At 37.3% G+C, this 12,034-nt stretch carries 12 protein-coding genes; 6 read left to right on the forward strand and 6 right to left on the reverse strand.

Features of this window, described 5'->3' with window-relative positions; all coding sequences use genetic code 11:
• The 5 genes from P2Q73_RS15420 to P2Q73_RS15440 form a co-directional block, all read right to left on the reverse strand.
• Entirely contained in the window at positions 1-993 is a 993-nt protein-coding gene (locus P2Q73_RS15420) for an N-acetylglucosamine kinase (RefSeq protein ID WP_275788863.1), read from the reverse strand.
• Entirely contained in the window at positions 980-1,807 is an 828-nt protein-coding gene (locus tag P2Q73_RS15425) for a carbohydrate ABC transporter permease (RefSeq protein WP_275788865.1), read from the reverse strand. The genes P2Q73_RS15420 and P2Q73_RS15425 overlap by 14 nt, the downstream gene beginning before the upstream one ends.
• Positions 1,808-1,818: 11 nt before the next feature.
• Entirely contained in the window at positions 1,819-2,763 is a 945-nt protein-coding gene (locus tag P2Q73_RS15430) for a carbohydrate ABC transporter permease (protein WP_053592231.1), read from the reverse strand.
• 283 nt (positions 2,764-3,046) lie between these two features.
• Complete coding sequence (locus tag P2Q73_RS15435) at positions 3,047-4,363, reverse strand: ABC transporter substrate-binding protein (protein ID WP_275788868.1); 1,317 nt, start codon at positions 4,361-4,363, stop codon at positions 3,047-3,049.
• A gap of 16 nt (positions 4,364-4,379) precedes the next feature.
• Positions 4,380-5,402: a serine hydrolase domain-containing protein gene (locus P2Q73_RS15440; protein ID WP_275788871.1), complete on the reverse strand. Its 1,023-nt coding sequence runs from the start codon at positions 5,400-5,402 to the stop codon at positions 4,380-4,382.
• A 347-nt stretch (positions 5,403-5,749) separates the two neighbouring features.
• On the opposite strand from P2Q73_RS15440, the gene P2Q73_RS15445 reads away from it, so the two are divergent.
• The 6 genes from P2Q73_RS15445 to P2Q73_RS15470 all read left to right on the forward strand — a co-directional run bounded on the left by P2Q73_RS15445 (position 5,750) and on the right by P2Q73_RS15470 (position 11,275).
• On the forward strand, positions 5,750-6,358 hold the full coding sequence (locus tag P2Q73_RS15445; RefSeq protein ID WP_275788874.1) for a TetR/AcrR family transcriptional regulator: 609 nt from the start codon (positions 5,750-5,752) through the stop codon (positions 6,356-6,358).
• Positions 6,359-6,376: 18 nt separating this feature from the next.
• Positions 6,377-7,873, forward strand: coding sequence for an o-succinylbenzoate--CoA ligase (gene menE, locus P2Q73_RS15450; protein ID WP_275788877.1), 1,497 nt, complete (start codon positions 6,377-6,379; stop codon positions 7,871-7,873).
• Positions 7,870-8,286, forward strand: a complete 417-nt coding sequence (locus P2Q73_RS15455; RefSeq protein ID WP_053590896.1) for a MaoC family dehydratase — start codon at positions 7,870-7,872, stop codon at positions 8,284-8,286. Before menE ends, P2Q73_RS15455 begins: the two co-directional genes overlap by 4 nt.
• On the forward strand, positions 8,283-9,284 hold the full coding sequence (locus P2Q73_RS15460; RefSeq protein WP_275788879.1) for a 3-oxoacyl-ACP synthase: 1,002 nt from the start codon (positions 8,283-8,285) through the stop codon (positions 9,282-9,284). Before P2Q73_RS15455 ends, P2Q73_RS15460 begins: the two co-directional genes overlap by 4 nt.
• An 11-nt stretch (positions 9,285-9,295) precedes the next feature.
• Positions 9,296-10,519 (forward strand): substrate-binding domain-containing protein, encoded by a 1,224-nt coding sequence (locus tag P2Q73_RS15465; RefSeq protein ID WP_056828808.1) that lies wholly within the window; start codon positions 9,296-9,298, stop codon positions 10,517-10,519.
• 363 nt (positions 10,520-10,882) lie between these two features.
• Positions 10,883-11,275 carry a putative periplasmic lipoprotein gene (locus P2Q73_RS15470; RefSeq protein ID WP_056828809.1) on the forward strand — a complete coding sequence of 131 codons (393 nt, stop codon included), beginning with the start codon at positions 10,883-10,885 and terminating at the stop codon, positions 11,273-11,275.
• 76 nt (positions 11,276-11,351) lie between these two features.
• Here P2Q73_RS15470 and P2Q73_RS15475 read toward each other — a convergent pair.
• Positions 11,352-12,034: IS3 family transposase (locus tag P2Q73_RS15475; RefSeq protein ID WP_275788885.1), on the reverse strand; the 683-nt coding region annotated here is incomplete at its 5' end.

Below are 12,034 nucleotides of genomic sequence, written 5' to 3' on the forward strand. Positions count from 1 at the left end.
TCATAGCTGTTTCCATGACTCAATAACTTCTCTTTTCAGTTTAGGCGTGAGTGGGATGCCTACGCTAAGCAATGCATTGATATACGAGCCAATCACTGGTGGTAATGAAGGTACATATAATTCATTATCAAACTTTCGCATAGCCTCTACAAATGAACCACAAAACATATCATTTAAAAATAAGCCACCACTTAGTACAATCGGCAATCCTTTGGTTTCCTGCTCCCGCTCTAGTATGGTAGAAAGAAGCTTAACTAACGACGTAATCGCATGTTGAACAATATCATTAGCTGGTCCATACTTTTGCTCTGCTAGTTCTATTACTGGCTTTGCTAATGATGCAATAGCTGTACGTGGGTTATCATTATCATACACGGCGGTAATAATTTCAGATGAATTTTGTAGCTTAAAATGTCGCAAAACAGCCTGCGTTAACAGTTCATCTTGCGAAAAATTGCCATGTTTATCAATATACCTTGTTACATAGCGAAGTGCTTCATTACCAATATGATAACCGCTTCCTTCATCACCAAATAAATAGCCCCAGCCCCCTGAACGTGTAGTACGCGCTCCATCATCTTGTACTAAATAAGCAATCGATCCTGTGCCCGCAATAACTACAAGCCCATTCAAACTAAATGAGCCACTTACAAGGGCAGGCACAGCATCATTCGTAATTTGAATACGACACGGATGTGATTGAAAATATATGCTCATCCAGTCAATCCATGTTCGTTTATCTTCTTCTCTGTCCCCACCTGCAGTTCCAATATATATTGCAGAAACCTGTTCCTTTTGTATACCTGACTGCTTTAATAAAGTATTTAGAAGCTCCAAAATTTGAATACGTACATTTTCAGGCTTCGTAGATTTAATATTGGAACCCTTACCTACAATCTTGCTAATTATTCGACCAGAGTTATCTCCAATAACACAGACTGTCTTCGTTCCCCCTCCATCTACACCGATAAAGTATTCCTCACTTAAGTGCACCGGCTGTCAGCCCTTCCATAAATTGTTTCGATGCAACTAAGAATAGAATCATCATCGGTAGTGAAGCTAATGTTAAGCCTGCGAATAGGGAACCCCAATCCGCTGAGTGCTCACCAAACAGGGATAACATTCCAACTGGAATTGTCATCTTCGCCTTTTCAGTAATAAAAATTAAAGGAAAGAAAAAATCATTCCATGCGGAAATAAAGTTTACAATTAACACTGTACCCAATGCTGGACGCATTAATGGAAGAAGCACATTCCAAAGCACGCGTAAGTTTCCTGCCCCATCCATTCTTGCGGCTTCCTCTAGCTCCATAGGCATTGTTTTAAAGAAGCCAGTTAGAATAAGCATTGTTAGGGGTGTACCTGTAGCGATATTCATAAAAATAAGGGACCAAAGTGAATTAATCAGACCTAAATCACGCATTAAAATGAAGAGTGGCACAATGCCTAATTTTATTGGAATCATCATTCCTAATAAAAATAAAAAGAAAATAGCATTATTCCAGCTAAACTTAAAGCGTGCAATATAAAATGCTGCTAGCGAGCAAAAGAGAACAACGAGCACAACAGAGGTTACACTAACAATTACACTATTGATAAAATATTGATCAAATGGTATTTTACTCAATAATGTTCTATATGTATCTAAGCTAAAACTCGTTGGCAATCCTAATGGATTCTTGAAAATTTCAGCACTCGTTTTAAACGAAGATAAAAACATTAAAAAAATCGGGTACAAACTAATTGTTGCGACAGCAAACACAACAACATAATAAAATGGCTTCGACCATATCGAACTGTTCTTCATACTACTCACCCTTACATTTGTACTTCTTTTTTATTCATAAATTTCAAGAATACCATTGTACATACTAATATGAAGAAAAATAACACAGTTGCTAAAGCAGAACCTAGCCCTATCGCATCCGAGCTTCCAGATGTGGAACTACCAAATGCTAAGCGATAAAAGAATACAGCTAGCGTGTCCGTAGAAAAATACGGTTCTCCCATTGACCCTTGCATTGCATATACGAGCTCAAATGCCTCAAAAGATTGAATAAATGTTAATACTGTCATGATCAAAATGGAAGGTACCATTAACGGTAAATAAATTTTCCGAAGCATCGTCATTCCTTTTGCTCCATCTAATTTAGCAGCCTCCACTAGTTCACCCGGAATACTTTGAAAACCTGCTAAAAAGATTAATACCCCGAACCCTAATCCAAACCAGCAATTTACTAGAATAATAGAGACTAGCGCTGTGTTTGGGTCTCCAAGCCACGCTCGTTGTAATTCCTCTAATCCTAGCTTACCTAGCAACATGTTCAATGTGCCGAAGTTTGGATTTAAAATAAGCTTCCATAAAAAACCTACAACAATTACGGATAATAAACGCGGTAAAAAAAAGGCAATCTTGAAAAACTCAGCACCTTTTACTTTTTTATAAATAATAAATGCAAGTAAAAACGCTAAGCCATTCATAACAATCATTTGTAGGACAAAATACAGTATATTATTCTTAAACGCATTCAAAAACATAGAACCATAGGGTTCTGTCGTAAATAATGTAACGAAATTGTTAAAACCAACAAATGACTCTCGTGAAAAACCATTGAAAGAATAAAAGCTATAAGATAATGCAGCTAATATAGGATAGAGCACGAATAAACCATAAATAATTAGTGCAGGTATTGGGAAAAGGTGGATAGTCCACCGTTTTCCCTTTTTTCTTTCCTTCTTTGTTGAAGCTGTTTGTACAGTCATAGTCATCATCCACAGCCTCCTTTTTTGAGAATAAGAAATGATAAACTTTTCTACTCATTTTTTGTCCAGACTCTAGGCACCACCCCCTCAAGGTCGAATGGGGAATCTTCTGAATCCAACTAGTTGGACTACGAACCTTCCCATTCGCTTGTCGGAGGCCCACACGAAGTGGGTCATGCAGTCATTGCGAAATGTTCTTTTATTTTGCGACGAGCTTTGCGCGGGAACACCACGATGTCGCTAATTTAGACTGTATTCCACTGACAGGCGCCTTGCGCTTTTCTTATTTTTTAAAAGGCTCAAATGAAATTTCTGCATTTTCCTGCACTTTTTGAGCTACTTCCGCTGGCGTTACTTCTCCTAAATACATTCCTTGTAATTCCGTTTCTAATACTGTTTTCGTTGTCGGATCTCCACTTACAAAGTTAATTACCCAGTAATATGGCGTTGAATTTGTTTCCACTGCTTTACTTAACTCACTAAGAAGTTCGTCATTTGAAGTTATACCAGGAAGCGCACTAATCATTTTGAACTCTTCTACAAATAATTCTCCAAACTCTTTTGTTGTTAAAAATTCTAAAAATGTTTTTGCAGCTTCCTTGTTTTTAGAGTTCGCATTTATCGCAAATGATCCATCAACCCAAGTTGTCACTGTTTGATTGCCAGTTTTTGAAGGCATTGGGAAAAAGCCGTAATCTAAATCTGCATTCAGTTCATTAACAACTGGGATTTCCCAGCTTCCAAGTGGGAACATTGCTGCCTGCTCCATAGCAAATAATGTACGAATATCTTCCATACCTAATCCTTCTGAGTTAGCAGGGAAATATTTTTTCAAATCATTCATTACTTCAATTGATTCAACAAATGCTGGATCTGTAAAGTCTCTTTCACCAGTAACAAGTTTATCTGCGAAAGCATTTCCATCCACTACACCTGGTCCTACAATGCCATGTGTTAAAGATAGTAACCAGCTCTCTTTAGTTCCCATCGCAATTGGAGTAATACCCGCTGCTAATAATTTTTCATTCACTTCGATAAATTCATCCCAAGTTGTTGGCACTTCAAGACCTTGGTCAGCAAATATTTTTTTATTATAGAAAAATTGTGTTGAACTAATGTTTAATGGAACACCGTATTGCTTCCCATCTTCTCCTCGGGAAGCTGCTAAATAGTCATCTGAAAATTGATCTAATCCCTTTAGGTCTGTAATCGGCTCAACAAACCCAGCTGCAGCTAGCTTTAATCCTGCTGCATACGGACGTAGATGGAAAATATCAGGACCTTCTCCCGCTTGTAACGCTGTATTTAAAACTGTGTTGTATTCCGTATTTTTAGTTGGACTAAACTCAACTTGGATATCAGGATTTGTTTCGTTGAACAAAGCGATAACTTTTTCGTATTTCGCTACATCTTCTGTACGCCAGCTACCTATTGTTAACTTTACTTTTTCTGTAGCTTCACTTACTTCGCCATTATCTTTACTATCACTAGCATTACTATTTGTTGAAGTATCTTCACTATCGTCAGAACAAGCAGCTAAAATCAACGTAAATAACATGACAAACAGAAACAGAAACAGGTACTTATTTGATTTTTTCATTTTTAATACGCCCCTTTTAATTTGAAATGTATATATCATAAACCAACTCGTGAACCCCTTGTCTAAACTCTTTCACGTGAAAGTGTCTTCCATAATGCACTGCATTTGTTAGTAGTACTACAAATAACTTCCTCTTTGGATCCAACCAAATACTTGTCCCTGTAAAACCTGTATGACCAAAAGAGCCGACCGTCCACCTCCTTCCGCAGGGTGGTACCGTATCCTTCCCAGTCCAAACTTCGAAGCCCAGGCCTCTATGCTGACATAAATGAGAATGACATAAATCCATCCATTCCGATGGTATGATCGATTGTTTTGAGATGCCTAACCAGTATTGTGCATACTTTACTAAGTCCTCTACACATGAAAACAGACCTGCACTCCCTGAAACACCTTTTAACAAAAATGCCTTTTCATCGTGTACCTCACCTTGCACATATTGACCCTTAACCAATTCAGTAGATGCAATATTATGTAAAAGGTTCTTTGAAGGATTGAACGTAGTATGACGCATCTCCCATGGTTTAAAAATTTCATTATCAGCAAAACTATTTAAAGATTTACCTGACACCTCTTCAATGATTTTGCCTAGTAAAATCATTCCTAGATCGCTATAAACAATGGTTTCGCCTGTCTTATAACTTAATTTCAATTGATATATTTCTTCCAATATATTTCTTACTTCATCCCTTTGCACTGGTGGTGATAAATCTGCTTGCAGACCGCTATTGTGCTGTAGTAGGTTCTTAATCGTTACTGTTTCATGAAGAAATTTAGGTAAAAACTTTTGCACTGAATCATCTAATGCAATTTCTCCTCTTGCTAGTAATAATAATGCTGATGGTAAGGTCGCTATTACTTTCGTTAAAGATGCTATATCGAAAATTGTTTGTTGCGTAATTGGCTGAGTACTGCCATCTTTTGCTGTAAAATTGCCGTAACTTTGCTTCAAAAGAACATCCATATCTCGTTGCACATGAATGACTGCACCTGGAATTTTTTGTTCTTCAATAAACCCTTTAATATACTGTTGAAGCATTTTTCACCCCCATAAAAAATACTCAAAATTCCGATAATTCAATATTATAAAATTTTGTACTATAAAACAACAAAAATATTGAAATATTTTTTCAAAAAACTCCGAAAGCTAGTATTACTGCAAGTTGAGTTACAATTTATAGTTTTGAGCCCAGCCTCTCAAATCAGTATATTCATCCGTTTCTAGAAAATGTACATTCTTCTTTCAAATTAGTTTATCTATAATTCGCCACCGCCCACTTCTGCACCATCTTTTTTCTCTTCGCTAAATATTTTTGTAATAATTTTTAAAAGTCTATTGTAATTTCTGAATATTTTACATATTATAAAAACTGAGAGGTGATTCATATGTCAGAAATAATAAATTTGTCTTCTAATTCCCTACCACTTACAAAGAAAGGAGAAAAAACACGTCAGCACTTACTTAATATTGCAGAAGAAGTTTTTGGTGAAAAAGGTTATTTTAATGCTTCGATCGTTGATATTACCCAAAAAGCAAATGTAGCTCAGGGAACTTTTTATAATTATTTCCCTTCGAAGCAGTCCATTTTCGAAGAACTTGTGCGTAACATGAGCCACACGTTTCGAAGTGAAATTCGAAACGCTATTAAGACAGCAGATAGTTTCGAAGAGTCACAAAGAATCGGCTTTCGTACTTTCTTTTCTTGGGTAAAAAATCATCGGGATTTGTATAGCATTGTTCAGCAAACTGTACTAGTGGACGAAGAGCTTTATCGTTGGTATTACGAGCGTCTAGCATCTGGATACATTAAAGGTCTAGAGGAAGCTATTGGTAAAGAGAAAATAAAAAAGTATGATACGGAAACAATTGCTTATTGTTTAATGGGCATAAGCCAGTTTTTAGGGATGAGATGGATTTACTGGGAGGATCGAGATGTACCAGAGGATTTATTAGAAGACGCTATAGCCCTTATTTTCCAAGGTTTACGAAAATAAAAGCAGGAGTGATGCAGATTGAAGGGTATATCACATTGGATTGATCAGCGTTCTATCATAACACCAAATAGACTAGCTTTAATCGATGATCAGAGAAAACTTACTTATTTAGAAATGAGCAAAATAGTCAACCGATTTTCCGGAATATTACAGTCCACTTATTCTATAAAAAAAGGAGATCGAGTTGGCGTTCTGTCTCTGAATAGTATTGATTTCATTATTGTTTTATTTTCATTGGCAAAATTAAATGCTGTGGCTGTTCCACTCAATATTCGCTTAACTGTCGACGAGTTAGAGTATCAGCTAAAGGACAGCGGACTTCAAACACTCATTGTTGACAACGACAACCATACGAAAGGAAAAGAGTTATTAAATCGAACACGGTTTCAGTTATTAACTTTCGAAACAATTAATCTCGCAAAAACAGAACCACTAATACCTACCGAAATTGACTCAGCAGCTCCATACATTATTTTCTATACATCTGGAACAACCGGAAGGCCAAAAGGAGCCGTCTTAACCCAAGAAAATATGTTTTGGAATGCAATTAATAATACTGTAGGACTTGATATTACTTCTAAAGATAAAATTATTACGTTATTACCGCTTTTCCATATTGGAGGAATCGGTTTATTCACATTACCTGTACTGTTATGTGGCGGTACAGTTGTAGTTCCAGAGCGATTTAACCCTGAGCAAGCGTTGGAATATATAGAGAAGCATGAAATTACCATCGTTATGGGAGTTCCAACTATTCATGATGCTTTACGAAAAAGCCCAAGCTTCGAAACGACTAATGTAACCTCTGTTCGATTCTTTTATAACGGAGGCGCGCCATGCCCTGAAGAGTTAATACGTTGGTACTTACAAAAAGGGATTAGCTTTGGGCAAGGCTATGGATTGACAGAGACTTCCCCTACTGTATTTTTACTATCGGAAGAAGACTATCACCGTAAGGTTGGCTCCATTGGAAAACCCGTTATGTTTACCGAGATACGAGTTGTTGATGATGAAGCAAATGAAGTTTCATCTGGAGAATATGGCGAATTACTTGTAAAGGGACCGACTGTCATGAAGGAATACTATAACCTCCCCGAGGAAACAACTAAAGCGATTCAAGAAGGTTGGTTTGCAACTGGCGATATTGTAAGACAAGACGAGGAAGGCTTTGTTTACATTGCCGGCAGAAAAAAAGAAATGATTATTTCTGGAGGTGAAAATATATATCCTCTTGAGGTTGAAAAAGTCATTTACGAGATTGCAGATGTTGATGAAGCAGCTGTAATCGGAGTTCCCCATGATAAATGGGGTGAAACGCCTATCGCCTTTATTGTACTTAAAAAAGAGACAAACTTTACAGACGAGAAGTTGAAAGAGTATTGCACTAAAAAGTTAGCACGTTATAAAGTTCCGAGTCTTTTTAGAATTGTAAGCGCTTTACCGAAAAATGCGACGGGAAAAATCGATAAAGCAACTCTCAAAAAATATTATGTAGAAGAAGTGATGATCTTATGATGAACTTTTTTGTTGGACAGACAGCAGCCTTTAGCAGAACAGTTACCGAGACTGATATTGTCATGTTCGCTGGTTTAAGTGGTGACTATAATCCTGTTCATGTAGATCAGGAATATGCTGTCGAAACAAGATTTGGATTGCGAATTGCACATGGTTTATTAACTACCTCTTTTCTCTCTAGGCTACTTGGCATGGAGCTTCCTGGAAAGGGATCGGTTTATTTAGAGCAATCCTTAAAATTTTTAGCGCCAGTTTTCATAGGAGATACCATTACTGCTAGTGCTGAAATTTTAGAGATTGACCAGGATCGTGGAATTCTTCGGCTAGAGACGATTTGTAGAAAACAGGATAACACGATTGTGTTAAAAGGAGAGGCCAAAATGATGATGCCCAAGGAAGGAGCAAAGATATGACACAAATTGTAAAAACAAGCACTTATTTTCCACCCGAAGTTGAAACAGCTCGTTTACTAGAAGAAAAAACAGGCATTCCAGAAAATGTGATAAAAGAAAAATTCGGTCTCTACGAAAAACATGTTGCTGATTCATCAATGCATGCTTCTGATATGGCCATTAGCGCTGCGTTGCCGCTTTTAGAGGTGGTTGATCCACTAAACATAGACGTTGTCATTTACTTTGGAAGTCCGTTTAAAGATTATGGAGTTTGGTCAAGCGCCCCAAAAATCCAATATGAGCTCGGCACAAAAAATGCCTATGCTTTTGAAATAATGAATGTCAGCTCTTGTTTTCCTATCGCCCTTAAGGTAGCAAAAGATATGTTAACTTCCGATAGGACAATAAACCATATCTTACTTGTTGGAGGTTGTAAAGAATCACAAATTATCGACTATCAAAATCCTAGATCAAGATTTATGTTCAATTTTGCAGATGGGGGTGCAGCAGCGCTTCTATCAAGAGATAATGGTAAATTTGAAATTTTAGAGTCATCCATTTACACAGATGGTTCCTTCCACGACGATATACGTGTCCCCGCTGGAGGATCTGTTCTTCCCGCTTCACACGAAACAGTGGAAGAGAATCTCCATTTCATCGATGTAAAAGATCCTGCGGATATGAAGGAACGGCTTGACCCTGTATCTGTAGGTAATTTTGTAAAGGTAGTAAAAGAATCAGTAGAAAAAAGCGGATATACATTGCACGATATCGATATGCTCCTACCACTGCATACAAAAAAGTCGATGTTTAATCAGATATTAAACGGATTAGAGCTTTCTGAAGACAAAGCCATTTATCTCGACCATCATGGTCATATGTCTTCCCTTGACCCACTTGTAGGACTCGATTTTGCTGAAGCTGATCAAAAACTTAAAAAAGGGAACATTGTTGTCACAGTTAGTGCTGGAACAGGTTACACATGGGCAGCGACCACTTTAATAAAAATAAGAGACTAAGGAGGAAGAAAATGAAAACTTTTAAAAACAAAACGGTTTGCTTAGGTCTATTTTTATCACTTCTGTTGTTTATCTTTGGGTGTAGCTCCGATGAGGGCGATGCTGTAGAGGTTGAAGCAAATGATGCTGCACCTATTAAAATTGGTGTACTTGCATCTTTAACTGGTGGTTTAGAATCCTATGGAAAACAATCTGTTCAAGGCTTTGAGCTTGGTCTTGACTATGCAACAGATGGAACGATGGAAGTCGAAGGTCGTAAAATAGAATTTATTGTAGAGGATACAGAAACGAAAGCAGAGGTCGCAGTACAAAAAGCTACCAAACTATTAGAAGAAGATAAGGTTGATTTTCTTGTAGGGTCTTCTAGCTCTGGTGACACATTAGCAGTTTTACCTCTTGCAGAGGAATATGAAAAAATTATGGTTGTAGAGCCAGCCGCTGCAGATAGTATTACCGGCGCGGAGTTCAATAAGTATATTTTCCGCACAGCTCGAAATTCATCTCAGGATGCGGTCGCAGGTGCAGCTGCTATTGTTAAAAAAGGCGTTAAAATTGCTACCCTTGCTCCCGATTACTCATTTGGTCAAGATGGTGTTGCTGCATTTAAAGAAGCAGCTATCAAGCTAGGTGGTGACATTATTCATGAAGAATATGTGGATCCCGCTGCTACAGATTTTACTTCCAATATTCAAAAGATTATCGATCAAAAACCTGACTATTTATATGTTATATGGGCAGGCTCTAATACACCATGGAACCAAATCATGGATATGAAAGTACAAGAAAAAGGAATCAAAATCTCTACTGGTGTTGCAGATATAGCCACTTTACCTACAATGAAACCTCTTGTGGGAATGGAAGGTTTTACGGTCTATTATCATGAGTTACCAGATAACAAAGTAAACACATGGCTTGTAGAGGAACACAAAAAGAAATTTAATGGGGAGGTTCCAGATCTTTTCACACCTGGTGGAATGAGTGCAGCATTAGCGATAGTAGAAGCAGTGAAGAAAACAGAAGGTAATACCGATACGGATACACTTATAGAGACAATGGAAGGAATGAGCTTTGAATCACCAAAAGGTACCATGACCTTCCGTCCAGAAGACCATCAAGCGCTCCAATCACTTTATGCAGTGAAACTTGAAAACAGAGAAGGAGTGGACTATCCTGTCCCTGTATTAGTAAGAGAGCTAACTCCTGAAGAAACTGCTCCTCCGATTCGAAATAACTAAATAATAGCATATAAATCATGTTTTCCGAGACTTTCCGTTCGCTTCCTACAGGGCGAGTGGTAAGCTTTTCCATACCAAAAGATTAATTTAAACACTTTTTGCTTTGCCTAAATGATTTAGTTGGAAATTGAGAGTGCTTAGTTGGAATAATGAACGATTTAGTTGGAATCTAAACGCACTTAGTTGGAAAGTGTCTTTTTTATGGAAGAAAACAATTACTTCCCTTAAATTTCTCTTAAGCTTTCCGTAAGTCAGCACCGAGCCATCGTTAGAAAATATTTGACTTCATTCACGCTCTCTTCTAGGATAATGTTTTAGGGCTTTCTTTATGAAAGCAGTATTTATCGAAGGAGTGTTTATGATTTGAAGAAATTATTAGTAGCTTTTCTAGGATTAGCTCTACTTGCAGGATGTTCTGAAGAAACGGTAGATACGAATGCCAAAACTGAAAATGTGGACGTAGAAGAAGATGTAACAATTGAAGAGAACGCTGAGAAAAGTACTAATTCTACTGAAGACACTACGGCCCAAAGTGATTTGAAAAGTTTTCCAGAATTCGTAATGTTGGCTAAACATATTGATTTAACTAAGTATACAGCTAATGTTGAAACAGATAACGAAGGAACTCGTATCATATTCTTTGAAAATAGCGAAGGCCATAAAGAATACAAAAGCACCTTTGTTAAAAATGAAAACCGCCTTAAAATTATTAAATTAGACGATGATGGTTTAATTTTCAATGAAATAATCAAGTAATGAAAAGAGCGAATCCAGAGTTTTAAAACAAAAAACCCTCAGATCTGAACTGACCCAATAAAGTTAGACAAATAATTTAGGCAGCTTCTAAGATCTGTGTTCGGTATTCTACCGGGCTCAGATCTTTTAATTTTGCCTTCATTCGCTTGTGATTATAATAATCCATATATTCTTCTAATTCCTTTTCAAAATGCGCCATGCTCTCAAACTCTTGTAAATAAAGCAGTTCAGACTTTAATAGGCCAAAGAAATTTTCAATGACTGCGTTATCTAAACAGTTCCCTTTACGAGACATACTCTGTGTAATTTGATGTGCTTGTAATGTCTGTTGATATTTTTTCATTTGATAATGCCAGCCTTGATCGGAATGAAGGATGACTTCGTCTCCTAGCTGTAGGCGCTGAACAGCTTCTTCTAACATATCTCCTACAAGTTGGTAGACCGGTCGATTCATGACTTTATATGCGATAATTTCCCCATTACACAAATCAAGAACAGGTGACAGATAACGTTTTTCTCCAAATAGATGGAATTCAGTCACGTCTGTTACCCATTTTTGATTCATTTTCTCTGCCTTAAAATCACGTTGTAGTACATTAGGAGCGATTTTCCCAACGTTTCCTTTATAAGAGCGATACTTCTTCATACGGACCTCACATTTTAAACCAATTTCATTCATCAAGCGGTTGATGGTCTTCGGGTCATGAGTAAAACCGTATTTCTGCAGTTCTTTCGCGATGCGACGGTAACCATAACGAC

This window comes from Bacillus sp. Cr_A10 (genome assembly GCF_029222665.1).
GTDB lineage: Bacteria > Bacillota > Bacilli > Bacillales_A > Planococcaceae > Psychrobacillus.

Bases quoted from the DNA above. Each gene is read 5' to 3' on its own strand.
- P2Q73_RS15425 (WP_275788865.1), bottom strand. From the start codon at position 1,807: ATGAAGAACAGTTCGATATGGTCGAAGCCATTTTATTATGTTGTTGTG.
- P2Q73_RS15430 (WP_053592231.1), bottom strand. From the start codon at position 2,763: ATGACTGTACAAACAGCTTCAACAAAGAAGGAAAGAAAAAAGGGAAAA.
- P2Q73_RS15435 (WP_275788868.1), bottom strand. From the start codon at position 4,363: ATGAAAAAATCAAATAAGTACCTGTTTCTGTTTCTGTTTGTCATGTTA.
- P2Q73_RS15440 (WP_275788871.1), bottom strand. From the start codon at position 5,402: ATGCTTCAACAGTATATTAAAGGGTTTATTGAAGAACAAAAAATTCCA.
- P2Q73_RS15445 (WP_275788874.1), top strand. From the start codon at position 5,750: ATGTCAGAAATAATAAATTTGTCTTCTAATTCCCTACCACTTACAAAG.
- P2Q73_RS15455 (WP_053590896.1), top strand. From the start codon at position 7,870: ATGATGAACTTTTTTGTTGGACAGACAGCAGCCTTTAGCAGAACAGTT.
- P2Q73_RS15460 (WP_275788879.1), top strand. From the start codon at position 8,283: ATGACACAAATTGTAAAAACAAGCACTTATTTTCCACCCGAAGTTGAA.
- P2Q73_RS15465 (WP_056828808.1), top strand. From the start codon at position 9,296: ATGAAAACTTTTAAAAACAAAACGGTTTGCTTAGGTCTATTTTTATCA.